The organism is Pseudomonas sp. GW821-FHT07F01, from assembly GCF_059418825.1.
The window spans coordinates 441,595-467,970 of the sequence record NZ_JBWKQO010000005.1; the positions used below are offsets into that span (position 1 = coordinate 441,595).

The following is a 26,376-nucleotide window of genomic DNA, read 5'->3' on the forward strand; positions in this document are numbered from 1 at the left end:
ACAACCTTGAAGATTTTTGCCGATGAGTCGATACACTGCACAAGACAGGAGATACCCCATGCGATTCGTACTCATTGCTGCCCTGGCCGTCAGTGTTGTCGGCTGTACCCGCTGGTCCATGGACCATCATTTGAATAACGCCTACCGCGCTTATGACCGCGGCAACTGCGAGAGCGTGATGCTCGAGTTGAGCCAGGTCGACCGTGACAGCCGTGCCCGTCGCTATATCCAGCCGGAAGTGTCGATGCTGCGCGGGCAATGCCTGGAGCGCCAGAAGTTGTTCGTCGATGCCGCGCAGACCTACCAGTTCATCATTACCCAGTACCCCACCAGCGAGTACGCGTTTCGCGCCCGGGCTCGCCTGGATACCCTGCAACAGTTGGGGCACTACCCGGCAAATGGCGCCGCTCAAGTTCGTCGCACGGCGTTGTAAAAGAGATTCACTAGGGGGCCGTGTAATTGCCCCTCGTGCTTGAGCTAACATCTGCACAGGCTGTTCGAAAACTGCCCCGGCCCGGCTGGTGGCAGTGGCGTTGGAATCCTTCTGGCAGTCTTCCTCGCGCATCGAATCCGGGAGGGCGGGCCGATTCAGGGCCTGTTCCGAAGCACTAGTGCGGTCATGCTTAATGACCTTTCATAGCGATACCCAGCATGTTCATGGAACCTCGGATCGAGCGGCACCAACTGCCGTCCTTTTTAAAAGTATTCAATCGTTTCACCGACAAGCCGGTGGGTTTCCTTGGCAACCTGTCGGCCGACGGGCTGATGCTGATCAGCCAGTTGCCGATGCTGATCGGTGCCGAATTCGACTTGCGGGTGAAAGTCCCCGGCGGTGACGGCCAGGTGCAGTTCATCGACTTCAGCGCCTGCTGCCTCTGGTGTCATGAGGACCTGACGCCGCACCACTACGACAGCGGTTTCAGCCTGTTGCGGGCCGGTGCGGAGTTTGTCGAGCTGGAGCAGGCGTTGCGTCATTACTTCAGCTTTCACCCGTTGCAGACCTCGGCCTGAGGCGCTCGGCAGCAGCTACAGGCTGCCGGCTTTCTTCCAGCTCAGATAGCGGCTGACCAGTTCGGCCCCCAGTTCTCCCGGGCGGGCGTCGAGCAGGGCGACGCCGTGGGCGCTCAGGCGTTCGTGCAGCTCGGCGCGGCTGTTCAGGTAGTTCACCGTCGCGCTGTAGGCCAGGGCTTCGGGCAGGGTTTGCACCGGGCTCTGGCGCAACTGGTCGAGCACCTCTTCGCGCAGGCTGGCCACCAGCACCCGATGCTGGCGGCCGATGCGCTTGACCGCCGTCAGCAGTTCCTGGTCATCCTCGTCCCGCAGGTTGGTAATCAGCACCACCAGTGCCCGGCGTTTCTGCCGCGCCAGCAGCTCGCTGGCGGCGGCCTGGTAATCGGCGGGGCGCTGGCTGGTGTCCAGGTCGTAGACGCCATTGAGCAGCACGCTCAACTGGGCCGAGCCCTTGACCGGTGCAAGGTAGCGCGAGCGTTCCCCGGCAAAGCTGTACAGGCCCACCGCATCGCCCTGGCGCAGGGCGACATAGCTCAGCAGCAGGCAGGCATTGAGGGCATGGTCGAAGTGCGCCAGCTCGCCATCCTGGCTGCGCATGCGGCGCCCGCAGTCGAGCATGAAGATGATCTGCTGGTCGCGTTCGTCCTGGTACTCCCGGACGATGGGCGCGCGTTGGCGGGCCGTGGCCTTCCAGTCGATCTGCCGCAGGCTGTCGCCTTCGCGAAACTCCCGCAGTTGGTTGAACTCCAGGCCCAGGCCGCGGCGTTGCCGCTGGCGCACACCGAGTTGGCTGAGCCAGTTGTCCACCGCCAGCAATTGTGCGCCGTAGAGCCGGGCGAAGTCCGGGTAGACCCGGGTGCTGTCGTGCACCTTGAGCAGGCGCCTGGCGCTCCATAATCCGAGAGGGCTGGGCAGGCTGACTTCGCACTGGTCGAAATTGAAGTGGCCGCGCTGCAGTGGGCGCACGTTATAGCCGATCCGGCTGACCTGCCCCGGCTCCAAGCGCGTGGACTGCGGCAGGTGCTCGAAGCCCAGGCCCTGGGGCGGGTGGTCGAACAGCTGCACATCCAGTGGTTGCCGGTAGTCGTGCAGGATCTCCAGTTGCACTTCGCTCCAGCGGCCCAGGGGCAGGCTGCCGGGTAGCTGGCGCTGGATCTGCGGCGAGGCCACGCGCAGCAGGCGCAGGGCGTCCAGCAATGCCAGCAGCAACAACGCCAGCAGCAGGCCCCAGGCAATCGAGTCCAGGCGCGGCAGGGCCTCGCTGCCCAGGGCACGGGCGGCGCCGAGCAGGGTGTACAGGCCGGTCAAAGTACCCAGCCAGATCAACAGCAGACGGGTCGGCTTCATTGGCGTGGGCGGCTCACAGGCGCGGTGCCGGAATCTGTTCGAGCATCTGCTTGAGCACCTGTTCCACCGACAGGCCTTCGATGTCCAGCTCCGGGGCGACCCGTACTCGATGCCGCAGCACGGCCATGGCGCAGCCCTTTATGTCATCGGGAATCACGAATTCGCCGCCACGCAGCAGGGCTCGGGCACGAGCGCCGCGCACCAGGGCAATGGAGGCGCGGGGGCCGGCGCCCAGGGTCAGGCCTGGCCAGCTGCGGGTGGCCCGGGCCAGGCGCACGGCATAATCGAGCACCTGCTCGTCCAGGGGCAGTTCGCTGGCGATGCGCTGCAGGGCCAGTACGTCCTTGGCCTGGAGTACGGTGCGCAGAGGCTGTACATCGAGCATGTCGGCGCGGGTCGAGCGCGTCACCTGGCGGACCATGGTCAGTTCTTGTTCGGCATCCGGGTAGTCCATGCGCAGCTTGAGCATGAAGCGATCCAGCTCGGCCTCCGGCAGCGGGTAGGTGCCTTCCTGTTCGATGGGGTTCTGGGTAGCCAGGACCATGAACGGCTGGGCGATGGGCAGCGCTCGGCCTTCGAGGGTGACCTGACGTTCCTGCATGGCTTCCAGCAGGGCGGCCTGGGTCTTGGCCGGCGCGCGGTTGATCTCGTCCGCCAGCAGCAGGTTGGTGAACAGCGGGCCCTTGCGCAGCTTGAACTGCTCGGTCTGCAGGTCGTATACCGCATGCCCGGTGACGTCGCTGGGCATCAGGTCGGGGGTGAACTGGATGCGCGCGAACTCGCCGCCAAAGCAGCGGGCCAGGGCTCGTACCAGCAGGGTCTTGCCGAGCCCGGGTACGCCTTCGAGCAGCACATGGCCGCCAGCGATCAGGGCGGTCAGCACATCATCGATGACCGCTTCCTGGCCGATCACCGCCTTCTGCAGTTCCAGGCGCACCGCCTGAGCCAGCTGGCTGGCCCGCTGGCGCTGCTGGGCAGCATGGACCTGAGGCTGTGGGGCCTCGGAAGGCTCGGGGAATTCGATCGGTTGTTCGCTCATAGGGCATTCCTGAGAGTTTGCAGGCGGGCGACCTGGTGGCTGAAATCAACGCTGGAAAGGCGCTGTCCGGACAAGGGTTGCAGGGCCTGTCGAATGGCCTCGACAGGTTGTTGGCTGAGCAGGGCCAGCACGTCCCACTGGGCCTCGGCCGGCAATTGCTCGAAGCCCGGGTGGCGGCGCCGTGCACGGCGCCGGATATCCAGTTGCAGGGCCTGCAGCAACGCACCCTGGCCAGCATGGCGCAGCAGGAAGTCGGCACTGGCCCGCAGGTGTTCACGCAGTTGACGCCGCGCCTTGGGGGCCGGAGCCAGCAACGGCCCGTGGCGCACGCCGGCCTGCCAGAGCCACAGGCCGAGCAGCAGGGCCAGGGCTACCAGCGCCTGGGGGAAATAGCGCCAGAGCAACTGCCAGAGGTCCGGGTGATCGGTATTGAACAGCAGCGTCACAGCGCTATCGGTATTGAGGTACCACAGCAGCCAGGCGTTGTCGTACAGGCCGATGGCCGGGGCTTTCCAGATATCGGCATCGGTGAGCACGATGACCGCGCCCTTGCCGTATTCAAGCTGGATCATGTGGGTCGCCACGCCGCTGTTGGCCCAGGATTGCGCCAGGCTTTGCGGGTCGTCCAGGTGGAAGTCGGTGTCGAAACTGATGTAGGCCGGAGCCTGTTCGTCTTCCAGGTAGACCTTGGTCAGCTTCGGATAGGCATCGTCGGCTTCCGGCTCCGGTGGCTCGTCAAGGTCCTGGCTGAGCTGCTGGTGGATCTGCACCTGGTCCAGCAGCAGGTCGCCGCTCTTCTGGCTGTCCTCGTCCCACAGGGCCTCGGCGACGAAGAGCAGGCGGCCGCCGGCGCGGGCCCACTCCAGGAGCTGGTCGACCTGGGGCGGGCTCATGTTCGAGCGCTCTCCCAGCAGCAACAGGCTGTTGCCGGCCGGGGGCAAGCTGGCCAGGACATCCAGGCTATTGGTGTGTTGTACCTTGAGGCCACGTTCACGCAGGAACATCTCGGCCGCCAGGTAGGGGTTGGCCCGGGCCTCGGGGGAGGGGCCGTGATCGACCAATTCCTGATAGGGAGTGGCATGGCGATACAGGTAATAGCCGCCGGCCCCGAGGACCAGAGCCAGGAACAGGACCAGGCCGCCCCACAGGTAGCGCTTCATGGCTGTGCTCCGGGGCCGAACAGGCTGCGCCAGGCGCCGCACAGTTGTGGTTGCAGATCGGCGCCGGGTACCTGATGACCGTACGCCATGTTCTGCCAGTGGCGGGTCAGGCTGATGCTGAAGGCCTCCAATTGTGGCTGCTGCAGCGCCTTGATGCGCTCCAGCACCTGGCCTTCGGTATCGGCCACGCTGAGGGGCAGGTGGAAGTCTTCCAGCAAGCGACTGAGCAGCGCCCGGTACAGCAGGCCCAGGGCTTCCCGGGGCTGGCTGGCCCAGAGTTCAGCGGCGCGGGCGGCGACATCGGCGGGCAGGGTTTCGCTGCTGACTTCCAGCCCGAACAACTGCTGGGGCATGGCCGCGGGGCGTTTCTTGCGCGTCAGCGGACGACGGCTGACGAAGGCCTGCAGCCAATCGCGGTAGCGCCAGATCAGCCAGCCCAGAGCCGCCAGCAGCAACCCCCAGAGCAGAATCTCCAGGCCCTTGGCGACCCCGCCGAAACTGTCCTTGCCGAGGCTTTCCAGCAGGTTCTTGAGCCAGCCTGGAGGCTTGCCCTTGGCGTCCTTCTTCTGGGCTTGCTCGTCACCGAAACGGTAGCGAGTGACCGACTCCTGGTTCTTGAAGGGGGGCTTGTCCAGGATGGCCTGGATGCTGTCCCTGGAGGCCTTGCTGGTCAGCGGTTGCTGCAGCAGCCGCGGGGTCTCGGGGCCGGCCGCGGAACTGCTGGGGGCGGCGGCCCAGAGCGCTTGGGTCGGTGCCAGGAACAGCAGGCCGGCGAGCAAGAGCAGCGTGCTGGCACCGGTCAGGCGCTGGCGCAGGCGACGGAATACCAGCTCGATGTCCCAGGCCTCCAGCTCGGTGCGTCGGTTCAGGTACAGGCTGAAACCGCAGGCCACGTAGATCGGCTCCCAGATCACCAGGACCAGGGCGTAGAAGACGTTGGTCAGGTGTTCCAGCCATAGCCAGTCCTGTTGGGCGGCGATCATCAGGCTCTGCCAGCTCCAGTCCACTTCGACCTGTTGTGGCAGCAGCAGGTAGAACAGCACCATCAGGCCAATCCACAGGGCGCCTTCCAGGTGCATGCCAATCAGGGTCAGCCAGCGCGCGGCCCCGGCATTTTTCTGTAGCAGCACCGCCAGGCGTTGTTGCCGGGCATCGGCGCTCAGGCCTTCAAGTTGTACCACCGGCAGGGTGAAGCTGCGGCTCATGCTGAAGCGACGCCAGGTCAGGCTGGCCAGCAGTTGCGGCTTGAGCAGGCGAGGCCATTGTTTCAGCGCTTGCCCCAGGCTGGGTGTTTCACCGAACAGGGCTTTAGACAGAATAAACAGCGGCAGGCGTTCGAAGGCCGGCTTCAGCCACCAGAACAGCAGGATCGCCAGCGACGGCGATTCCCAGAGCAGCAGGCTCAGCAGGGCGAACACTGGCAGGCTGACGATGGCCCAACTGCTCATCAGCAAGCGCCGATGACGCTGGCTCAGTAGCACGCCCAGGTCCATGGCCTCCCAGGCGCTGCGGGGGCGGATCACCACGCTGGCATCACTCAGGCGCATGGGATTCACGTCCGGCCAGGGTCAGGTAGGCCGCCACCAGGCCCCAAAGGGCACTGCCGACGCTGTATTTGACCCAGGCGGCCGGCCAGGTCATGGAGGACCAGTAGGCCTCGACAAAGGCGGCGATCAGCAAGAAGCCGATGACGCCGTAGATCAGTTGCACGCTGACGCGCGCGGCTTGCAGCAGGGCTTCGCCGCGGGTCAGGCGGCCCGGCGCGATCAACGCCCAGCCAAGTTTCAGCCCGGCGGCGCCAGACAGGGCAATGGCGCTGAGTTCAAAGGCGCCGTGGCCGATCACGAATGGCCAGAAGGTCTGGCCGAAGCCGATCTGGGTCAGGTGGCCGGCAATGGCGCCGATCATCAGGCCGTTGAAAAACAGGAAGAACACACTGCCCACGCCGAACAGCAGGCCGCTGGCAAAGGTCTGAAAGGCGATCCCGATGTTGTGCATGATGTAGTAGCCGAACATCACCCAGTCTTCGCTCGAGGCCCGTTCGGCGGCCCGCCCCAGGCGCCCGGCTGTAGGGTCGTACATGCCCTGCATCTCGCTGACTTGCTGCGGGCTCACCAGGCTGTAGATCAGATCGGGAAACAGGTACACCAGCACCCCGATGGCCAGCAGGCTGCCGAAGAACAGCAGGCTGGCCAGCAGCACCAGGCGCCACTCCTGACGCACCAGACGGGGGAAACCGGCCAGCACGAAACTCAACAGATTGGCCCCGAAGGCGCTGCGCTGTCGGTACAGCTGCTGGTGGCCACGCAGGGCCAGTTGTTGCAGCGGATCGATCAGGTAGCTGCTGTAGCCGCGTTCTTCGGCCAGGGCCAGGTGCTGGCACAGGCGCCGGTAGTCCTGGACGAAGCTCTGGCATTCCTCGGCTTTGGCCCGGCCATGTTCCAGACGCTCGAGCAATTGCTCGAACTGTTGCCATTGCGCCTGGTGGCGGTGTTCGAAAAGGCTTTGTTTCATGGGGTTCCCAGGAAGCCGCGGGCAATGCCATTGAGTTCGGCCGTGGCCTGGGCACTGGGTACATGTAGCGGTTGCGCGAGGATGCCGGCCAGTTCCCGGGTACGTTCGGCCGACAGCTGGCCCTGGCGCTCGGCAAAGCCGAGGATCGCCCGTTGCTCATTCAGGCTCAGGGCGAAGGGCGCAGTGCGGGGGACGGCTGGCGGCAGTTCGGGGCGTTTGACCGGCTGCTCGCGGTAGATCACCAGGGTACCGGCGGCCAGATCGCCGAGGCGTTTGAAGGTCGGGTGCTGCAGGCAACTGATGGCGCCGAGGAAATAGCCGAAAGGCAGCATGTCGGCAAAGCGCAGCAGGTTGCGGGTCAGGGAGGCACTCCAGCCAATCGGGGTTCCGTCGTCCTGCACCACTCGCAGCCCCATCAGTTGCTTGCCGGGGGAGCGTCCCTGGTTCAGCACCTCGAACAGCACCATGTACCACCAACTGATGAGGAACAGCAGGATGGAGCCGAGGCCGACGCCGACTTCGTCGAAAAAGCCCAGGATGATGAACAGCAGGCCCAGCACCAGCCCGCGGATGCCCAGGTCGAGACTGAAGGCCAGGGTGCGCACCAGCAACCCCGCAGGCCGCAGCGGCAGGTCGATGCCCTCGGGGGTTTCGACCTGGTAGCGCGTATCCAGTGGCGGGTGCAGCGATGCGTTCCTTGGCGTTGCTGTCGTCTCAAGCATGGGTAACTTATCGGCTTGGTCTGGTAAAAAATCCAGCGCCGATGCTAGCAGTGTCTGAGGGGCAAACGACATCATTAACTACGAATTCGCCAAGTCCAATGCCTTCGCCCCGGTTCGTGCGGCTGGCCCTGACGGCGCCTGAACGCCTAGACTGCGGCGGTCTTTCAGTTCAGGAACAGGCCGTGACTTCCCTCTTTTGGTACGACTACGAAACCACCGGCATCAATCCGCGTTGTGATCGCCCGTTGCAAGTGGCCGGCATCCGCACCGACCTGGCACTCAACGAGATCGACGAGCCGGTCAACCTCTACTGCCAGCCCAGCGACGATATCCTGCCCCATCCGATGGCTTGCATGATCACTGGCATTACCCCTGGCCGTCTGGCCGAACAAGGCCTGGGGGAGGCGGATTTCATGACCCGGGTGCACGAGCAACTGGCGCGCCCCGGGACCTGCGGCGTGGGCTACAACACCCTGCGTTTCGACGATGAGATGACCCGCTACAGCCTGTACCGCAATTTCTTCGATCCCTACGCCCGGGAGTGGCAGGGCGGCAACAGCCGTTGGGACCTGATCGACGTGGTGCGCACGGCTTATGCGTTGCGCCCCCAGGGGATCGTCTGGCCCGAGGAGCAGGGGCAGGTAAGCCTCAAGCTGGAGCGCCTGACCGCAGCCAACGGCATCGATCACGGCCAGGCCCATGACGCGCTGTCCGATGTCCGGGCGACCATCGCTCTGGCGCGATTGGTTCGCGACAAACAGCCCAGACTCTATGACTGGCTGTTCCAGTTGCGCAGCAAGCAGCGGGTGATGGATCAGGTCCGCCTGTTGCAACCCATGGTGCACATCTCCGGGCGCTTTTCTGCGGCGCGCCACTACATCGGCGTGGTCCTGCCCCTGGCCTGGCATCCACGCAATCGCAATGCCTTGATTGTCTGCGACCTGCACCTGGACCCTCAGGGGCTGTTGGAGTTGGACGCCGAAACCCTGCGCCAGCGTTTGTACACGCGCCGGGAAGATCTGCTCGAAGGCGAGTTGCCGGTGCCGTTGAAACTCATCCATATCAATCGCTGCCCGGTCGTGGCGCCATTGAGTGTTCTGCGCAGTGAAGATCAACAGCGGCTGCACTTGGACATGGAGCTATATCAGCGTCGGGCTGTGGCCTTGAGCGAAGCTCAAGAAGTTTGGCGGGATAAACTTTCGGTGATTTATGGCCCGGATGAATTTGCCGCAAGCGATGACCCGGAGCAACAGTTGTACGACGGTTTTATTGGTGACCGTGACCGGCGTTTGTGTGAGCAAGTACGTGAGGCTGACCCGTTGCACTTGGCCCAGCAACAATGGCCATTCGATGATGAGCGCTTGCCGGAATTACTCTTTCGCTACCGTGCCCGCAACTTTCCAGAAACATTGAACAAAGCCGAGCAAGAACGTTGGCTGGTTTTTTGTCAGCAGCGTTTGCTAGATCCGCAACTCGGTGCTCCCAATACCCTGGAAAGTTTCCGGCAAGGGCTTGAGCAATCGTTGTTAAGTGCGGACCCGATGCAGCGTCAGGTTCTGGATCAATGGCAGGACTATGTGCAGGCCCTGACGAGGCGCCTGGCTCTTTGAGCAGCGGCCCCGCTCCTTGAGCGGGTTGCCAGGGCATAAAAAAACGCCAGCATGCTGGCGTTTTCTCTGTAGGGCTGCAAAGCCCGGGCGCTCAACGGAGAGGCTTAGCCCAGCAGGGTGGCCCAGCCTTCTACCACGTCGCCGCCCCACTTGGCTTTCCACTCTTTCAGAGTCTTGTGGTTGCCACCTTTGGTTTCGATGACTTCGCCGTTGTGCGGGTTCTTGTACTGTTTAACTTTACGGGCGCGCTTGGTGCCGGTGGTTTTAACCGCGGCGCGAGGTGCTTTAACTTTCGAGTCGGGATCCAGCAGGGCGATGATGTCGCGCAGGGATTTGGAGTACTCGCCCATCAGGCTGCGCAGTTTGCCTTCGAACTCCAGTTCGGCTTTCAGTTTGTCGTCTTGGGACAGGTTCTTCAAACGCGCTTGCAGTTCTTTGATGGCTTCTTCAGTGGCACGGTATTCGTTGATCAGGGACATGAGGACTACCTTATTGAGCGCTGAGTGGCTGGGTGACAGTGTCGCAATAATAGTCAGGGAGTTTGAGCAAGTAAACATAATACCGCTGTTTTATTCGTCTCTCTTAGTGTGTTTAGGCGTAAAAGACATTTCGCTATTTAATAGGTTGATGCATTCGGGCCGGTTATTCACAAACTAGTTAAGCACTATTTACAAGTGCCATTACGGCGCCTGGAGTAGCGGCCGCTAAGCCGGGCCGGGGCGGCCCTTGGTGATCTACCCGGGGCGCTGGATGCAATGAATACTGCAGTTTTGTCGCGCAATCGCTAGAATGGCGACCTTTGCGAAGTTCTGGAGTTTCCCCCCCATGCGCACCTTTCGGTTGGTGATTTCTTGCCCTGACCGCGTTGGCATCGTTGCCAAAGTCAGTAACTTTCTAGCCTCCCACAACGGTTGGATCACCGAAGCGAGCCACCACTCGGACAATCTCAGTGGCTGGTTTTTCATGCGCCACGAGATTCGTGCCGATTCACTGCCCTTTGGCCTGGAGGCTTTTCGCGAGGCCTTTGCGCCGATCGCCGAAGAGTTCTCGATGGACTGGCGCATTACCGATACCGCCGAGAAAAAGCGCGTGGTACTGATGGCCAGCCGCGAATCCCACTGCCTGGCCGACTTGCTGCACCGCTGGCACAGCGATGAGCTGGATTGCCAGATCGCCTGCGTGATTTCCAACCACGATGATCTGCGCAGCATGGTCGAGTGGCACGGCATTCCTTATTACCACGTGCCGGTCAACCCGCAGGACAAGGAGCCGGCCTTCGCCGAGGTGTCGCGCCTGGTCAAGCAGCACGACGCCGAAGTGGTGGTGCTGGCGCGCTACATGCAGATCCTGCCGCCGGAGCTGTGCAGCGAGTACGCGCACAAGGTGATCAACATCCACCACAGCTTCCTGCCATCCTTTGTCGGTGCCAAGCCTTACCATCAGGCCTCGCTGCGCGGTGTGAAGCTGATCGGCGCAACCTGCCACTACGTCACCGAGGAACTGGACGCCGGTCCTATCATCGAGCAGGACGTGGTGCGGGTCAGCCACAGCGACAGCATCGAGGACATGGTGCGTTTCGGTCGTGACGTGGAGAAAATGGTCCTGGCCCGCGGCCTGCGCTATCACCTGGAAGACCGCGTGCTGGTGCACGGCAACAAGACTGTGGTGTTCTGATTGAAAAAAAACCAGGCGCGGGGGTTCAATACCCCGCTCCTGGTTTTGCACATCACGAGGTCAGCCCGATGACCGATCCACTGGATAAAGCCACGTCCAAGGCACCCGCCACCCTCGGCGAAGGTTGCCTGAGCCGTTATGACCCCGATGAGTTGAGCCCTGACGACGGCACCGATTTTCCCGATGCCGCGCAGTTGTGGGAGCAATTGCAGCAGGAACCCCAGGCGCCATCCCGGCCCAAGCCTGCTTGAGCCTGCCGCCGGCTAGCCGGCGACAGGGCGTTGGGCGCTTTCAGATCCTGAAACTGCCCACCAGTTGCTTCAAGCGTGCTGCCTGCTGCTCCAGATCGGAGCAGGCCCGCAAGGTAGCCTGGAGGTTTTCCACGCCTTCCTGATTCAGCGTATTGATCTCGGTAATGTCCATATTGATGGACTCCACCACCGAGGTCTGCTCTTCGGTCGCCGTGGCCACCGACTGGTTCATGCCGTCAATCTCGCCTATGCGCTGGGTCACGCTGTTGAGTCGTTCCCCGGCCTGGTTGGCGATTTCCACGCTGTCCTGGCTGTGGCGCTGGCTGTTGCTCATGGTGCTCACCGATTCGCGGGCGCCCACTTGCAGCTCCTCGATCATGCCCTGCACTTGCTGCGCCGACTCCTGGGTGCGGTGCGCCAGGTTGCGCACTTCATCGGCAACCACGGCAAAGCCGCGTCCTGCCTCGCCGGCCCGGGCCGCTTCGATGGCCGCGTTGAGGGCCAGCAGGTTGGTCTGCTGGGAAATGCTGGTGATCACTTCGAGGATCTGCCCGATGTTCACGGTCTTGCTGTTGAGGGTTTCGATGTTGCTGCTGGAGGCGCTGATCATGTCCGACAGTTGGTTCATCGCCTGAATGCTGCGATCCACCACTTGCTGGCCGTCTTCGGCGAGGTTGCGCGCATCGCTGGCCTGTTGCGAAGCCTGGGCGGCATTGCGGGCGATTTCCTGGGCGGCGGCCCCGAGCTGATTGATGGCGGCGGCCACGCTGTTGGTGCGGCTGGCCTGCTCGTCGGAGTTGAGCATCGACGAGTTGGAGGCGCTGACCACGCGCAGGGCGACTTCGTTGACGTGCTCGGTGGCCGAGGACACTTCGCGGATCGAGCCGTGGATGCGTTCGACGAAACGGTTGAAGGCGGTGCCGAGGATGCCGAACTCGTCCTGGTTATGGATGTTCAGGCGTCGAGTCAGGTCGCCTTCGCCATCGGCGATGTCCTGCATGGCCCGGGTCATCACGTGCAGCGGCTGCATCAGCAGGCGGATCAGCAGGCCCAGCAGGGCAATGGTCAGGGCCACGGCCGTCAGGGTGGCGATGATCGCCGAGGTGCGGAACTCGCTGAGCATGGCGAAAGCCTTGTCCTTGTCCACGGACAGGCCGATGTACCAGTTCACCGAGGACAGGCCCTTGATCTGGGTGAAGGTGACAATGCGCGGCTTGCCATCGACAGTGATCTCGCTGAGTTCACTGCTGATCTTGGGGGTGTCCTGGGGGTAGACGTCCTTGAGGGTCTTCATCACCAGGTTCTTGTCCGGGTGCACCAGGATCTTGCCGTCGGCGCTGATCAGGAAGGCGTAGCCCATGCCGTCGAAGTCCAGGGCATTGATGCTGTCGGTGATTACTTGCAGGCTCAGGTCGCCGCCGACCACACCGATCCTCTGGCCGGCCTTGATCACGCTGTCGACGATGGAGATCACCAACTGGCCGGACGCCAGGTCGATATAGGGTTCGGTCAGGGCCGAGCCGCTGCTGCTTTCGGCACTCTTGTACCAGGGGCGGGCGCGAGGATCGTAGCCATCCGGCATCTTGCTGTTGGGACGGATGATGAAGGTGCCGTCATTGTTGCCCAGGTAGGCCCCCATGAAGGTCGAGCTGACGGATTTCTGTTCCAGCAGGTTGCTGACATTCGCAGGGTCCGTGTTGAGGGCCACCGACTGGGAGATGTTCTCGATCAGCAGGGCGCGACCGGCGAGCCAGGTCTGAATATTTTTTGCCGTGACGTCGCCCATTTCCTGAAGATAGTTGTCCAGATCATCACGAATGGCGTTGCGTTGCAGGTAATCGTTGTAGAGCGTGAATAGTGCAAATGCAGCTATGACGATCAGCGAGGCGGCAAGCAGGATCTTGTGGCTGAAGCGCAGATTTTTGTTCATGGCTTGGGGTGTCCGCTAAGGTCTTTGAGTCCAGGGCATCGGGTTGGAAAAACGCACAGAAGGGCGGTGTTATAAGTAAGCTGATATCTCCATCTATCCCACGGGAATTACCTGACCTTTATTTCAGATACTTCTGATCCATCATTTATTCATATCGACCGTGTAAGGCCAAAGATTAACCAGGGGTGACAAAATGCCTGACTCATCGCAACTCGTAATCGGTGCCGGCCTCGATGGCCTGCCGATCGCCCAGGCCATGCGCCTGGCCAACCGCCACGGTCTGGTGGCGGGCGCCACGGGCACCGGCAAGACCGTCACCCTGCAGCGCCTTGCAGAAGCCTTCAGTGATGCCGGGGTGGCGGTATTTGCCGCAGACATCAAAGGCGACCTCTGTGGGCTGGGTGCTGCGGGCAACCCCCAGGGCAAGGTTGCCGAGCGGATCGCCGGCATGCCCTGGCTCAAGCATCAACCACAGGCCTATCCGGTGACCCTGTGGGATATCCATGGGCAAAGCGGTCATCCTCTGCGCACCACCCTGAGCGAAATGGGCCCGCTGCTGCTGGGCAGTTTGCTGGAACTCACCGACAGCCAGCAGTCGGCGCTCTATGCGGCGTTCAAGGTGGCTGATCGCGAAGGCCTGTTGCTGCTCGACCTGAAGGACCTCAAGGCGTTGCTCAACCACCTCAAGGACAACCCGCAGCTGCTCGGGGACGATGCTGCGTTGATGACCACCGGCTCCAGCCAGGCGCTGTTGCGGCGCCTGGCGACCCTGGAGCAGCAGGGCGCCGAAGCACTGTTCGGTGAGCCGGCGTTGCAGCTGGAGGACATTCTGCAGCCGGCCGCCGATGGTCGTGGGCGGATTCATCTGCTCGATGCCAGCCGCCTGGTGCATGAGGCGCCGAAAGTCTATGCGACCTTCCTTTTATGGCTGCTGGCCGAGCTGTTCGAGCAACTGCCGGAGCGGGGCGATGCGGACAAGCCGCTGCTTGCGCTGTTCTTCGACGAAGCGCACCTGCTGTTCGCCGGTACTCCCAAGGCCTTGCAGGACCGGCTGGAGCAGGTGGTGCGGCTGATTCGCTCCAAAGGTGTGGGGGTGTATTTCGTTACCCAGTCGCCCGGGGACCTGCCGGACAATGTCCTGGCTCAATTGGGATTGCGTATCCAGCATGGCTTGCGGGCCTTTACTGCCAAGGAACAGAAGTCCCTGCGCGCCGTGGCGGATGGTTTCCGTCCCAACCCCGCCTTCGATGCGCTGGCGGTACTGACCGAGCTGGGCATCGGCGAAGCGCTGGTGGGCACCTTGCAGGACAAGGGCACGCCAGAAATGGTCCAGCGGGTACTGGTGGCGCCGCCGCAGTCGCGGATCGGGCCGCTGACCGAGGCCGAGCGCCAGGCCCTGATCGCCAGTTCGCCGCTGCTGGGGCGCTATGACAAACCGATCGACCGCGAATCAGCCTATGAAGTGTTGCTGGGGCGCAAGGAGCTGGCACCGCAGGATCAGCAGCCTTCTGGCAAAGCAGCGGCTGAAGAGCCCAGCCTGGCCGACCGGGCGGGTGAGTTCCTTGGCACGGCTGCCGGGCAGGCATTGAAGTCGGCCATGCGCCAGGCGGCTAATCAATTGGGACGGCAACTGGTGCGGGGCTTGATGGGTTCCCTGCTCGGCGGCAGCAAGCGGCGCTGAAGTACAGGCTTGAGTCAGCCCCGCGGTTTGGCGTGGCTGGCCAGGCGCTCCAGGGCCGCGCGCAGGTTGGGGTCGGTGATGCCCTCTGCGGTGGCCTGGATGGTTTCAGCGGCGTTGTTCGACAGGTCCATGGTGTGTCCCGCGGCCCCTTGCTGGACCGTCGGCGGCTGGACCTTGAACAGGATGCGCGTCAGGTTGCTGAACTCGTTGAACTCCAGCAATTGACGTTGCAGACGCTTTTGCTGATAGCGCAGGCGCGTTGCCCAGTGGCCGTCGGTGACGATCAGCAGCAGGCTGCCTTCACGCCAGGAAGCAACGTGGCAATGTTCGCGAGCGGCCGGCTGCAGCTGGCTTTCCAGCAGGCGCTGCAGATGCGCCAGGCGCTGGGCGTGGCCGAGTATGGCTTTCAGAGGCTTGGCTTCGCGAAGAAGAACGGCGGGAGCGCGTGCCGTAAGGGGGCGAAATGCCATGATCAGAAACCTGAAGTTACAGAGGCGCCATGGTAGCAGAAAGCGCCCGCCACGCCGGCGCCATCGCTTGTTCGTACTTTGATCAATTTCTGGTTCTTTGCTGATCGTAATCATTAACTTCTGTGGTCAATGGGCTTGAAGTTCAGCGAAAAGCCCTTATTTTAGGTGAGCCCCGTCACAGCGCTGTGCCAGCATCGTGGAATAACGCCACTTTCCTCACCATCGTTTCCGGGTAGAATGCTCGTTCGCATGCGGCCATGAGGGCTGCTCGGGCGACTCACGGGGCCGCCCTCCAACCCTATGTGTGGAAGATCCTGCCGATATGTTTGCGCCTTTGTTAAAGAAACTTTTTGGAAGCAAGAACGAGCGTGAAGTCAAACGCATGCTCAAGACGGTACAGATCGTCAATGCCTTCGAAGAGCAAATGGTGGCCCTTTCGGACGATCAATTGCGTGCCAAGACTGCCGAGTTCAAGGCCCGTATCGCCAAGGGTGAAACCCTCGACAAACTGCTTCCCGAAGCCTTCGCGGTCGCCCGTGAAGCCGGTAAGCGGATCATGGGAATGCGCCACTTCGATGTGCAGCTGATCGGCGGCATGACCTTGCATGAAGGCAAGATCGCCGAGATGCGCACCGGTGAGGGCAAGACCCTGGTAGCGACCCTGGGTGTGTACCTCAACGCGCTGTCCGGCAAGGGCGTGCACGTGGTGACCGTGAACGACTACCTGGCTCGCCGCGACGCCAACTGGATGCGCCCGCTGTACGAATTCCTCGGCCTGAGCGTCGGCGTGGTCACGCCGTTCCAGCCGCCTGAAGAGAAACGTGCTGCCTACGCCGCCGACATCACCTACGGCACCAACAACGAATTCGGTTTCGACTACCTGCGCGACAACATGGCTTTCAGCATGGAAGACAAGTTCCAGCGCGAGCTCAATTTTGCCGTGATCGACGAAGTCGACTCGATCCTCATCGACGAAGCCCGTACTCCGTTGATCATTTCCGGCCAGGCTGAGGACAGCTCCCGCCTGTACACCGAGATCAACAAGCTGATCCCGCGCCTGGAGCAGCACATCGAGGAAGTGGAAGGCCAGGTCACCAAGGCCGGTCACTTCACCGTCGACGAGAAGACCCGCCAGGTCGAGCTCAACGAAGCCGGTCACCAGTTCATCGAAGAAATGCTGACCCAGGTCGGCCTGCTGGCTGAAGGCGAAAGCCTCTACTCGGCGCACAACCTGGGCCTGTTGACCCACGTTTACGCCGGCCTGCGTGCGCACAAGCTGTTCAACCGCAACGTTGAATACATCGTCCAGGATGGGCAGGTGGTCCTGGTCGACGAACACACCGGTCGTACCATGCCCGGTCGCCGCTTGTCCGAAGGCCTGCACCAGGCCATCGAAGCCAAGGAAAACCTCAATATCCAGGCCGAGAGCCAGACCCTGGCCTCGACCACCTTCCAGAACTACTTCCGTCTGTACACCAAGCTGTCCGGCATGACCGGCACCGCCGACACCGAAGCCTTCGAGTTCCATCAGATCTACGGTCTGCAGGTGATGGTGATTCCGCCGAACAAGCCGCTGGCCCGTAAGGACTACAACGACCTGGTGTTCCTGACTGCGGACGAGAAATACGCCGCGATCATCAACGACATCAAGGAATGCATGACCCAGGGCCGTCCGGTGCTGGTAGGCACCGCGACCATCGAAACGTCCGAGCACATGTCCAACCTGCTCAACAAGGAAGGCATCGAGCACAAGGTCCTGAACGCCAAGTTCCACGAAAGGGAAGCGGAAATCATTGCCCAGGCCGGTCGCCCGGGCGCCCTGACCATCGCCACCAACATGGCCGGTCGTGGTACCGACATCCTGTTGGGCGGCAACTGGGAAGTGGAAGTGGCTTCCCTGGAGAACCCGACTCCGGAGCAGATCGCCCAGATCAAGGCCGACTGGCAGAAGCGCCACCAGCAAGTGCTGGAGTCCGGTGGCCTGCAGGTGATCGCTTCCGAGCGCCATGAGTCCCGTCGTATCGACAACCAGCTGCGTGGCCGTGCCGGCCGCCAGGGCGACGCCGGTTCCAGCCGCTTCTACCTGTCCCTGGAAGACAGCCTGATGCGTATCTTCGCCTCTGACCGGGTGAAGAACTTCATGAAGGCCCTGGGCATGCAGTCCGGCGAGGCGATCGAGCACCGCATGGTGACCAACGCCATCGAGAAGGCCCAGCGCAAGGTCGAAGGCCGCAACTTCGACATCCGCAAGCAGTTGCTGGAGTTCGACGACGTCAACAACGAGCAGCGTAAAGTGATCTATCACATGCGCAACACCTTGTTGGCCGCGGACAACATTGGCGAAACCATCGCCGACTTCCGCCAGGACGTGCTCAACGCTACCGTCAGCGCCCACATCCCGCCGCAATCGCTGCCTGAGCAGTGGGACGTGGCAGGCCTGGAAGAAGCCATCCAGAGCGGCTTCGGTGTCAGCCTGCCGATCCAGCAATGGCTCGACGAAGACGATCACCTGTACGAGGAAACCCTGCGCGAGAAGCTGCTCAACGAGCTGATCGCCGCGTACAACGAGAAAGAAGACCAGGCCGGTGCCGAAGCCCTGCGCACTTTCGAGAAGCAGATTGTTCTGCGGGTACTGGACGACCTGTGGAAAGACCACCTGTCGACCATGGACCACCTGCGTCACGGTATTCACCTGCGTGGTTACGCGCAGAAGAACCCGAAGCAGGAGTACAAGCGCGAATCCTTCACCCTGTTCTCCGAGTTGCTCGACTCCATCAAGCGCGACTCGATCCGCGTGCTGTCCCACGTCCAGGTGCGTCGCGAAGACCCGGCCGAGGAAGAGGCTCGCCTGCGTCAGGAAGCCGAGGCTCTGGCCCAGCGCATGCAGTTCGAACACGCCGAGGCACCGGGGCTGGATCAGCCGGAAGCCCTGGAAGAGGGCGTCGAGGTCGATGTGGCCCTGGCCACCGCGCCAGTGCGCAACGAGCAGAAGCTTGGTCGCAATGAACTGTGCTACTGCGGTTCGGGCAAGAAGTACAAACACTGTCACGGCCAGATCAACTAAGATCCCCGCCAGACACTGAAACACCCGCGCCGTGACGGCATCAGCCGTCGCGGCGTTTTTCCATTTGCGGCACCGTCTTTTGAGACGACGGTGCAGACACCTGATAAGAGGAGCGCATTCATGGCTGTTGGTCTTGGTCCTTTGCCTACGTTGCACCCGGTTGCCGGCTTCGAGCTCGGCATCGCTTCGGCCGGCATCAAGCGCCCGGGGCGCAAGGATGTGGTGGTCATGCGTTGTGCCGAAGGCTCCACGGTGGCGGGGGTGTTCACCCTCAACGCGTTCTGCGCCGCACCGGTGATTCTGGCCAAGCAGCGGGTACAAGGCCCGGTGCGGTATCTGCTGACCAACACCGGTAACGCCAACGCCGGCACTGGTGAGCCGGGCCTGGCCGCGGCGTCCCGCACCTGCGCCAAGCTGGCGGAGCTGACCGGCGTCGATGCCAGCGCCGTACTGCCTTACTCCACCGGGGTGATCGGCGAGCCATTGCCGGTAGAGAAAATCGAAGGCGCTCTGCAAGCTGCGCTGGACGACCTGTCCGTGGACAACTGGGCTGCCGCCGCCACTGGCATCATGACCACCGATACCCTGCCCAAGGGCGCCAGCCGCCAGTTCCAACATGATGGCGTGACGATCACCGTGACCGGCATCAGCAAAGGCGCGGGGATGATCCGCCCGAACATGGCAACCATGCTCGGCTACATCGCCACTGACGCCAAAGTCTCCCGCGAAGTGCTGCAGAATCTGTTGCTGGACGGTGCCAACAAGTCCTTCAACCGCATCACCATCGACGGCGACACGTCGACCAACGACTGCTGCATGCTGATCGCCACGGGGCAGGCCAAGCTGCCGGAAATCACCAAGGCCGAGGGCCCGCTGTTCGCTGCCCTGAAGCAGGCTGTGTTCGAGGTGTGCATGGAAGTGGCCCAGGCCATCGTCCGTGACGGTGAGGGCGCGACCAAGTTCGTCACTGTGGAAGTCAACGGCGGGGCTACTTGCCAGGAGTGCCTGGACGTGGGCTACACCGTGGCTCACTCGCCACTGATCAAGACCGCGCTGTTCGCTTCGGACCCGAACTGGGGCCGCATCCTGGCGGCAGTAGGTCGTGCCGGGGTGCCGGACCTGGATGTCAGCAAGATCGACGTGTTCCTCGGCGAAGTCTGCATTGCCAGCCGTGGCGCCCGTGCCGCCAGCTACACCGAAGCCCAGGGCGCGGCGGTGATGCAGCAGGAAGAAATCACCATCCGCATCGAACTGGGCCGTGGCGCGTGCAGCGAAACCATCTGGACCACCGACCTGTCTCACGAATACGTGAAGATCAACGCGGAATACCGCACCTAAGAACCTCGCCGGCGTTGCCGCTCCTGCTGTAGGAGCCGGCTTGCCGGCGAAGCGCAGATCCAACGCCCGGCCCGCAAGGGCCTGGCCAACATGCCTGAGCAGAGGAAGTAGTGCGGTGAAACGAGTACATGTGGCTGCGGCCGTTATCCGGGATGCCAGCGGCAAGATCCTGATTGCCCGGCGTGCCGATACTCAACATCAAGGTGGCCTGTGGGAGTTCCCCGGCGGCAAGGTCGAGCCCGGGGAGGCGGTCGAAGCCGCGCTGGCCCGCGAGCTACAGGAAGAGCTGGGCATCGTCGTCACCGCAGCGCGCCCGCTGATCAAGGTGCAGCACGATTATCCGGACAAGCAGGTACTGCTGGATGTCTGGGAAGTCTCGGCGTTCAGCGGTGAGCCTCACGGCGCCGAAGGGCAACCTCTGGCCTGGGTCACTGCTCGTGAGCTGGCCGACTATGAGTTCCCCGCGGCCAATCAGCCGATTGTCGCTGCCGCGCGTCTGCCAGCCCAATACCTGATTACCCCGGAAGGGCTGGAAACCCCGACCCTGCTGCGAGGCATGCAAAAAGCCGTGGCCCAGGGCTGCAAGCTGATTCAACTGCGGGCTCCCGGCGGCTACGACCCGCAGTACCGCGACCTGGCGGTGGATGCGGTGGGCCTGTGCGCCGGCAAGGCGCAACTGATGCTCAAGGGGCCCTTCGAATGGCTGGGGGATTTCCCCTCGGCGGGCTGGCACATCACTGCGGCGCAACTGCGCAAGTACGCCAGCGCCGGGCGGCCGTTCGGCAAGGATCGCTGGTTGGCGGCTTCCTGCCATAACGCCGAGGAGCTGTCCCTGGCCCAGCAGATGGACGTGGACTTCGTGACCTTGTCTCCGGTACAGCCCACCCAGACCCATCCGGATGCACAGCCATTGGGCTGGCAACAGGCCGAGCAACTGATCGGCGGTTTCAACAAGCCGGTGTATCTGCTGGGTGGCGTGGGGCCCGCCGAATGCCAGCAGGCCTGGGCAGCGGGTGCTCAAGGTGTAGCGGGTATCCGCGCCTTCTGGCCGCAGGATTGAAGACATCCTCAATGGCAGCCTGGGCCCAGGTCTGCGGGAGCAGGCTTGCCTGAGAGGCATCGTCGGGCGCTTGCAGGCCCTTTCGCCCGCAAGCCGCGTGGTCAGGGCTTGGCGGCGGCCTGCCAGAGGATTTCGGCAATGCCCTGGCGCTTGGCGATCAGTCGCGCGGCGACAAACAGCAGGTCCGACAGGCGATTGATGTAGGCCAGCCCAACCCCTTGCAAAGGCTCAACGGCATTCAGGTGCTGACAGCGACGCTCGGCGCTGCGGGCCAGGCTGCGACAGACATGGGCCTGGGCGATCAGCACCGAGCCGCCGGGCAGGATGAAGTTCTCCAGCGGGCCCAACTCCTCGTTCCACAGATCGATGGCCGCCTCCAGGCGCTGTACTTCGGCCTCGTTGAGGGCCTGATAGACCGGCATCGCCAGCTCGCCACCCAGGTCGAACAACCGATGCTGACAGGGAGCCAGCACTGTGATCACTTCTTCGAGCCCGGGGCAGGCACCGCTCTGCTCACCGAGGCCTGCCAGTAGCAGGCCCAATTGGCTGTTCAGGGTATCAACCTCGCCAATGGCTTCGACCCGAGGGTGATCCTTGGGCACCCGACGGCCATCCCCCAGTCCGGTTTCGCCTTTGTCGCCAGTGCGGGTGTAGATCTTCGACAAGCGAAAGCCCATGTTCAGTTCTCCAGTGGTAACGGTTCTTGGACCAGCGGCTGGCTGCTGGCCAGGGGCAGGCGCAAGGTGAAGCAAGTGCCCTGCCCGCGAGTGGACTGCACCTCCATCTGCCCCTTGTGGTTATTGGTGATGATGAAGTACGACACCGACAGGCCGAGCCCGGTGCCCTGGCCGATTTCCTTGGTAGTGAAGAAGGGCTCGAAGGTACGCTTGCGCACGTTTTCGCTCATGCCGATTCCGTTGTCCTCCACCTGGATCTCTGCCCAGGGCGGATTCAAACGGGTACGCAGGATGATACGTCCGGGTTCGCTGTCATCTTCACGCTGATGGATGGCCTGGGCGGCATTTTTCAGCAGGTTGAGCAGCACCTGTTCCAGTTCGTTGGCAGTGCCGGGAACCGGGCCCAGGTTCGGGTCGAACTGGCGAATGATCGCCTGGCCCTTGAAGTCGAAGCCAATGGCTAGGTCGAAGTCGTTGCTGGCGATCTCCACCGCCTGGTCGATCAGCGCCGGCAGGTCGCAGGGGGCCATCTGCCGGTTGCTGCGCCGGCTGAAGCTGAGCATGTGGGTGACGATCTTCGCCGCCCGGGCTCCGGCCTGCTGAATGCCATCGAGCAGTTGCGGCACTTCGCGGCTTTCCAGGTAGCGATTGACGGTCTGCAGTTCAACACCGATCTGCTGCGCGTGCTCAAGGTTCTTTGGCAGATCGGCAGACAGTCGTCGGCGAATGTTCTGTACGTTGTGCAGGATCGCTCCCAGCGGGTTGTTGATCTCATGGGCCATGCCGGCCGCGAGGCCGCCCACCGAAAGCATTTTCTCCGATTGCACCATCATCTCTTCCAGGGACAGGCGCTGGGTGATGTCGTCGATACGGATCACCACCCCGCGTCCGGCGCCCCCCATCAGGGGATAGAAGGTCAGGGCGTAGTGCTTGGGTTCTTCGTCCTTGAACCAGGTGACCCGCTCGACCTTGGTCACCGTGTGCTGTTCGACGGTTTCCTTGAGTTGCGGCAGGAACGGCTTGAGCGGTTCGAAGGCGAGGAAGATTGGCTGGTTCAGGGCTTCGTCGAGCCGGGTGCCGGACAGGGCGCTGGCTTCCTGGTTCCACTGGGTGACGTAGAGCTGTTCATCCAGAGCGATCAGCGCCGAGGGCATGGAGTCGATGATGCTGTTGAGGTAGTTCTGAAAGCCGGTGAGCTTCTTCTCGATCTTGCTGCGCACCTGGACTTCCAGTTCCAGCTTGCGGTTGGTATGGCGGGTTTCCTCCGCCAGCCCCTGGGCCTGGTCGTAGGCGGCCTGGGAGTCGTCCCGGGCGCGCTTGAGCTGCTGCTCGCGAGCTTCGATGCGCGACAGCATGGTGTTGAAGGCTTCTGCCAGGCTGCCGATTTCATCGTGGTTGCCCCGGGCTGCGCGCAGGGCGTAGTTCTCCTCGCGGGTGACCTGGCGCGACAGTTCCTCGAGCTGATGGATCGGCTGGGTGATCAGGCGCTTGATCTGCCGGGCGATGACCAGCCACAGCAGCACACTGAAGATCAGGATTCCCAGGCTGGCGGTCAGGGTGCCGGTGTAGAAGGCCATCGGCAGTTCGCTGGTGGCCACCAGCAGCAGGTGGCCGGGGGCCTGGCCCGGGCGGGGCAGGGTGATGACCTGGTTGCTGCGAAACTCGGTCATTTGCCAGGCTTCGATGTGCCGGTAGCGTTCGGGCAGCTTGAGGCGTTCGCCGTGCTGCAACTGGGCCAGGCGCTGGCCCTTGCCGTCATAGAGTGCGGCAGCCCGCAGCGGGGTATAGCTGTCGAGTTCGTTGAGCAGCTTCTCGGCATCTTCGGGGGAGTTCAGCGCCTGGATCGCCAGGATCGGATTGGACACCAGGCGGCCAATGGTCTGCAGCGCCTGGGGCGCCATGCTTTCCTGGGAGATCCAGTAGGCCGCGCTGATAAAGGTCAGGTTGGCGACCAGCAGAACGGTGGTCAGCAGGACAAGCAGGGCGGCCAGGAGCTTTTGGCCCACTGGCAGGTTTTCGAGGCGCTGGCGCAATGGCATCGGCTATATCGCTGGAAATGAGCAAGTGGGGAGCGTAGCCGCTGCTCAGGCGCTGGGCAATCCGCGTTGCTGCAGCTGGTTCACCAGGCGCTGTTGCAACTGCTGCAGATGAGGCAGTTGCAGGCGATGCCGGGCAGCGGCTTCACAGGCGTAACCCAGCAGGTAGCTGATTTCGGTACGCCGCCCGTTGCTGACATCCTGGTGCATTGAGGAATAGTTGGCGGCGGTGGCCAGGATCACCCGTTCCACTTCCTGTTGCAGGTTTTGCGCGGCGGCGGGTTGCCCGCAGCATTGCAGCAGCTCGCTCAGCTCGGCGCACAGGGTGGCCACTTCGCACTGATGCTGCTGCAAGCCACCGTTACGGCAGTCATGCAGTACCGTCAGTGGGTTGATCGCGCAGTTGAGTGCCAGCTTGCGCCAGAGCCGGGTGAGGATCTGGGTGCTCCATTCATGGGGAATGCCGCTGGCCGCCAATTCGTCGAGCCAGATCGGCGGCGTGGGGTGCCCCGAGTCCCCCAGCCAGGTGTAGCCGTGGCCGGCAAAGACCACGCGCCAGTCGCCATCGCGGAAGGCGCCCTCGGTGCTGGAGGCGGCAATGCAGCGTGCCTGGGGTACTCGGGCGGCCACGGCATCCTGGCTGCCCAGGCCGTTCTGCAGCAGGATCAGTTCGGCTCCCGGCGCCAGGCGCGGGGCGATGCTGGCCACTGCCGCCTCGGCGTCGTAGGCCTTGCAGGCCAGCAACAGGCGCTGGATGGGGGCGCTGCTGGTGCTGGTTTCTCCAGGAATTGCCAGCAGGCTGCTCTGGCCCTGTTCTACCAGGGTCAGGCCGCCGGCCGCCTGATAGGCCTGCAAGCGGGCGGCGTCACGCAGAATCAGGCGTACCGGCAAGCCGGCGCGGGCCAGGCGGGAGGCCCACAGGGTGCCGAGGCTGCCGGCGCCGAGAACATGCCAGGTGGTGGACATCAGGTTTTCGCTCTGTTTGGCCGCCCGGGGGAGGGCGCGGGGTGAAGGAGGGGAAAGACCCGTTATAATGAGCGCGGATTTTAACCGCAAGCCGGGCGTGTTCGATGTTTTGAACAGCGCCCCTTTTTATTTGGAGAGATTACATGCCGTCGTTTGACGTGGTATCCGAACTGGACAAGCACGAAGTCACCAACGCGGTGGAAAACGCCGTCAAGGAACTGGATCGCCGCTACGACCTCAAGGGCAAGGGCAGCTTCGAGTTCAAGGACAAGGAACTGACCGTCAACCTGACCGCCGAGGCCGAGTTCCAGCTTGAAGCGATGATCGAGATTCTCAAGCTGGCCCTGGTCAAGCGCAAGATCGACGTGCAGTGCCTGGAGGTCAAGGACGCCTATGCCTCGGGCAAGGTGATGAAGCAGGAAGCGGTCCTCAAGGAAGGTATCGATAAAGAACTGGCGAAGAAAATCGTCGCCCATATCAAGGACGCCAAGTTGAAAGTGCAAGCCGCCATTCAGGGCGAGCAAGTACGGGTGACCGGCAAAAAGCGTGACGACCTGCAAGAGGCCATCGCCGCCCTGCGTGCCAAAGAGTTCGGCATGCCGCTGCAATTCAACAACTTCCGCGATTGATCGGCTTCTCCGGGAACCTCTAGAGCTTATTGGCGTCCGAGGCCGGAGGAATGGCAGAAACGATTGAGCTCCCGCGGGGCTGGTCGTTCTGCCTGTCAGTCATGTGCGCCGCAACCCCGGGAATCTGGAGAAATAGATGGATTTGAACGCTGAAGTAGACAATCTGGTCCGGGCCTCCCAGGCCTGGATTCCAATGATCATGGAATACGGCAGCCGGGTGCTGCTGGCTGTCATCACCCTGGCCATCGGCTGGTGGTTGATCAACAAACTGACTCACAAAGTGGGCAAGTTGCTGGCCCTGCGCAATGCCGACCTGGCGCTGCAAGGTTTTATCAGCAGCCTGGCCAACATCATTCTCAAGGTCCTGCTGATTGTCAGTGTGGCTTCGATGATCGGTGTCGAAACCACCTCCTTCGTGGCTGCGATCGGTGCTGCCGGCCTGGCCATCGGCCTGGCGCTGCAAGGCAGCCTGGCGAACTTCGCCGGTGGGGTATTGATCCTGCTGTTCCGCCCGTTTCGTATCGGTGACTGGATCGAAGCCCAGGGCATCAGCGGTACCGTCGACAGCATCCAGATCTTCCACACCGTGCTGCGTACCGGTGACAACAAGACAGTGATCGTGCCCAACGGCAACCTGTCCAACGGCATCATCACCAACTACAACCGTCAGCCGACCCGCAAGGTGGTGTTCGACGTGGGTGTGGACTATGACGCGGACCTGCAGAAGGCCCGCGAGGTGTTGCTGGAACTGGCCAAGGATGAGCGGGTACTGGCCGATCCGGCCCCGGTAGCTGTGGTTTCTACCCTGGGCGATAGCGCCATTACTTTGTCGCTGCGGGTATGGGTCAAGACTTCGGACTATTGGGACGTGCTGTTCCAGTTCAATGAGTTGTCCCGTGATCGCTTGAAGGCAGCGGGCATTGATATTCCTTTTCCACAACGGGTGATTCGAGTGGTTCAGGAAGCAGCAGCGCAATAAGTCAGTTTCATGACCTGGCCGTTCGGTCAGCTAATGTTGTTCAAGACAAGGGGCTATCAGCCCCTTGTTTGTTTTCGATACTAGCCAATAGCAACTAGTGAATCTGCTTTCGAGGCGGAACATGGACTATCCCAAGCACTCCTGTTAGTTAGCTTGCTATTTAATTGTGTATTTGATCTGGTACTTTTCCAGAGGCAAAAAAAACCGCCGCCCTGATT

General features: G+C 62.5%; 23 protein-coding genes and 1 pseudogene. 11 read left to right on the forward strand and 13 right to left on the reverse strand.

Annotation, left to right across the window (positions count from 1 at the left end; all coding sequences use genetic code 11):
* Positions 1 to 58 precede the first annotated feature (58 nt).
* On the forward strand, positions 59 to 433 hold the full coding sequence (locus AC07R1_RS20390) for a hypothetical protein (RefSeq protein WP_011063050.1): 375 nt from the start codon (positions 59 to 61) through the stop codon (positions 431 to 433).
* A 218-nt stretch (positions 434 to 651) separates the two neighbouring features.
* Complete coding sequence (locus tag AC07R1_RS20395; protein ID WP_011063049.1) at positions 652 to 1,011, forward strand: PilZ domain-containing protein; 360 nt, start codon at positions 652 to 654, stop codon at positions 1,009 to 1,011.
* A 15-nt stretch (positions 1,012 to 1,026) separates the two neighbouring features.
* On the opposite strand, the gene AC07R1_RS20400 is transcribed toward AC07R1_RS20395, so the two are convergent.
* From AC07R1_RS20400 to AC07R1_RS20425, 6 genes are read right to left on the reverse strand one after another with little or no spacing between them, the layout of a single operon-like run.
* Positions 1,027 to 2,358 carry a DUF58 domain-containing protein gene (locus AC07R1_RS20400; RefSeq protein WP_011063048.1) on the reverse strand — a complete coding sequence of 444 codons (1,332 nt, stop codon included), beginning with the start codon at positions 2,356 to 2,358 and terminating at the stop codon, positions 1,027 to 1,029.
* Positions 2,359 to 2,371: 13 nt separating this feature from the next.
* Positions 2,372 to 3,397, reverse strand: coding sequence for an AAA family ATPase (locus AC07R1_RS20405; protein ID WP_015636785.1), 1,026 nt, complete (start codon positions 3,395 to 3,397; stop codon positions 2,372 to 2,374).
* Positions 3,394 to 4,557 (reverse strand): DUF4350 domain-containing protein, encoded by a 1,164-nt coding sequence (locus AC07R1_RS20410; RefSeq protein WP_019094620.1) that lies wholly within the window; start codon positions 4,555 to 4,557, stop codon positions 3,394 to 3,396. Before AC07R1_RS20410 ends, AC07R1_RS20405 begins: the two co-directional genes overlap by 4 nt.
* Positions 4,554 to 6,104, reverse strand: coding sequence for a DUF4129 domain-containing protein (locus AC07R1_RS20415; protein ID WP_495110887.1), 1,551 nt, complete (start codon positions 6,102 to 6,104; stop codon positions 4,554 to 4,556). Before AC07R1_RS20415 ends, AC07R1_RS20410 begins: the two co-directional genes overlap by 4 nt.
* Positions 6,091 to 7,071, reverse strand: coding sequence for a stage II sporulation protein M (locus tag AC07R1_RS20420; protein WP_011063044.1), 981 nt, complete (start codon positions 7,069 to 7,071; stop codon positions 6,091 to 6,093). The genes AC07R1_RS20415 and AC07R1_RS20420 overlap by 14 nt, the downstream gene beginning before the upstream one ends.
* Complete coding sequence (locus AC07R1_RS20425) at positions 7,068 to 7,793, reverse strand: RDD family protein (RefSeq protein WP_011063043.1); 726 nt, start codon at positions 7,791 to 7,793, stop codon at positions 7,068 to 7,070. The genes AC07R1_RS20420 and AC07R1_RS20425 overlap by 4 nt, the downstream gene beginning before the upstream one ends.
* A gap of 182 nt (positions 7,794 to 7,975) precedes the next feature.
* Here AC07R1_RS20425 and sbcB point away from each other — a divergent pair, with 182 nt between their 5' ends.
* Positions 7,976 to 9,403, forward strand: a complete 1,428-nt coding sequence (sbcB, locus tag AC07R1_RS20430) for an exodeoxyribonuclease I (RefSeq protein ID WP_011063042.1) — start codon at positions 7,976 to 7,978, stop codon at positions 9,401 to 9,403.
* A gap of 104 nt (positions 9,404 to 9,507) precedes the next feature.
* Here the strand turns inward: sbcB and mvaT are convergent, their stop codons facing one another.
* Positions 9,508 to 9,882, reverse strand: coding sequence for a histone-like nucleoid-structuring protein MvaT (gene mvaT, locus AC07R1_RS20435; RefSeq protein ID WP_011063041.1), 375 nt, complete (start codon positions 9,880 to 9,882; stop codon positions 9,508 to 9,510).
* A gap of 346 nt (positions 9,883 to 10,228) precedes the next feature.
* On the opposite strand from mvaT, the gene purU reads away from it, so the two are divergent.
* Together purU and AC07R1_RS20445 are read left to right on the forward strand one after the other, a co-directional pair.
* Entirely contained in the window at positions 10,229 to 11,077 is an 849-nt protein-coding gene (purU, locus tag AC07R1_RS20440; protein WP_011063040.1) for a formyltetrahydrofolate deformylase, read from the forward strand.
* A gap of 68 nt (positions 11,078 to 11,145) precedes the next feature.
* Complete coding sequence (locus AC07R1_RS20445; protein WP_011063039.1) at positions 11,146 to 11,328, forward strand: hypothetical protein; 183 nt, start codon at positions 11,146 to 11,148, stop codon at positions 11,326 to 11,328.
* 40 nt (positions 11,329 to 11,368) lie between these two features.
* On the opposite strand, the gene AC07R1_RS20450 is transcribed toward AC07R1_RS20445, so the two are convergent.
* The gene (locus tag AC07R1_RS20450) at positions 11,369 to 12,133 is read right to left on the reverse strand and encodes a methyl-accepting chemotaxis protein (RefSeq protein ID WP_370059447.1); all 765 of its coding nucleotides are present in this window, start codon (positions 12,131 to 12,133) and stop codon (positions 11,369 to 11,371) included.
* Between the two features lie 93 nt (positions 12,134 to 12,226).
* A pseudogene (locus tag AC07R1_RS20455) lies at positions 12,227 to 13,258 on the reverse strand (HAMP domain-containing protein); the annotation flags it as partial.
* A 193-nt stretch (positions 13,259 to 13,451) separates the two neighbouring features.
* Here AC07R1_RS20455 and AC07R1_RS20460 point away from each other — a divergent pair.
* Positions 13,452 to 14,939, forward strand: a complete 1,488-nt coding sequence (locus tag AC07R1_RS20460) for a helicase HerA-like domain-containing protein (RefSeq protein WP_053153471.1) — start codon at positions 13,452 to 13,454, stop codon at positions 14,937 to 14,939.
* Between the two features lie 14 nt (positions 14,940 to 14,953).
* On the opposite strand, the gene AC07R1_RS20465 is transcribed toward AC07R1_RS20460, so the two are convergent.
* Positions 14,954 to 15,409 carry a DUF721 domain-containing protein gene (locus AC07R1_RS20465; RefSeq protein ID WP_011063036.1) on the reverse strand — a complete coding sequence of 152 codons (456 nt, stop codon included), beginning with the start codon at positions 15,407 to 15,409 and terminating at the stop codon, positions 14,954 to 14,956.
* A gap of 322 nt (positions 15,410 to 15,731) precedes the next feature.
* Here AC07R1_RS20465 and secA point away from each other — a divergent pair, with 322 nt between their 5' ends.
* The 3 genes from secA to AC07R1_RS20480 all read left to right on the forward strand — a co-directional run bounded on the left by secA (position 15,732) and on the right by AC07R1_RS20480 (position 20,871).
* Positions 15,732 to 18,473 carry a preprotein translocase subunit SecA gene (gene secA, locus AC07R1_RS20470; RefSeq protein ID WP_495110888.1) on the forward strand — a complete coding sequence of 914 codons (2,742 nt, stop codon included), beginning with the start codon at positions 15,732 to 15,734 and terminating at the stop codon, positions 18,471 to 18,473.
* Between the two features lie 120 nt (positions 18,474 to 18,593).
* Entirely contained in the window at positions 18,594 to 19,811 is a 1,218-nt protein-coding gene (gene argJ / locus AC07R1_RS20475; protein ID WP_015636776.1) for a bifunctional glutamate N-acetyltransferase/amino-acid acetyltransferase ArgJ, read from the forward strand.
* A 115-nt stretch (positions 19,812 to 19,926) separates the two neighbouring features.
* Positions 19,927 to 20,871: a Nudix family hydrolase gene (locus tag AC07R1_RS20480; RefSeq protein WP_125062107.1), complete on the forward strand. Its 945-nt coding sequence runs from the start codon at positions 19,927 to 19,929 to the stop codon at positions 20,869 to 20,871.
* A gap of 101 nt (positions 20,872 to 20,972) precedes the next feature.
* On the opposite strand, the gene AC07R1_RS20485 is transcribed toward AC07R1_RS20480, so the two are convergent.
* From AC07R1_RS20485 to AC07R1_RS20495, 3 genes are read right to left on the reverse strand one after another with little or no spacing between them, the layout of a single operon-like run.
* Entirely contained in the window at positions 20,973 to 21,548 is a 576-nt protein-coding gene (locus tag AC07R1_RS20485) for a cob(I)yrinic acid a,c-diamide adenosyltransferase (RefSeq protein WP_495110889.1), read from the reverse strand.
* Between the two features lie 2 nt (positions 21,549 to 21,550).
* On the reverse strand, positions 21,551 to 23,587 hold the full coding sequence (locus AC07R1_RS20490; protein ID WP_495110890.1) for a sensor histidine kinase: 2,037 nt from the start codon (positions 23,585 to 23,587) through the stop codon (positions 21,551 to 21,553).
* A gap of 45 nt (positions 23,588 to 23,632) precedes the next feature.
* On the reverse strand, positions 23,633 to 24,550 hold the full coding sequence (locus AC07R1_RS20495) for a putative 2-dehydropantoate 2-reductase (RefSeq protein WP_258611107.1): 918 nt from the start codon (positions 24,548 to 24,550) through the stop codon (positions 23,633 to 23,635).
* Positions 24,551 to 24,693: 143 nt separating this feature from the next.
* On the opposite strand from AC07R1_RS20495, the gene AC07R1_RS20500 reads away from it, so the two are divergent.
* A complete protein-coding gene (locus tag AC07R1_RS20500; protein ID WP_011063029.1) occupies positions 24,694 to 25,179 on the forward strand; it encodes a YajQ family cyclic di-GMP-binding protein in 486 nt (161 codons plus the stop codon).
* A 136-nt stretch (positions 25,180 to 25,315) separates the two neighbouring features.
* Positions 25,316 to 26,158, forward strand: a complete 843-nt coding sequence (locus tag AC07R1_RS20505) for a mechanosensitive ion channel family protein (RefSeq protein ID WP_011063028.1) — start codon at positions 25,316 to 25,318, stop codon at positions 26,156 to 26,158.
* The last annotated feature ends 218 nt before the right edge of the window (positions 26,159 to 26,376 follow it).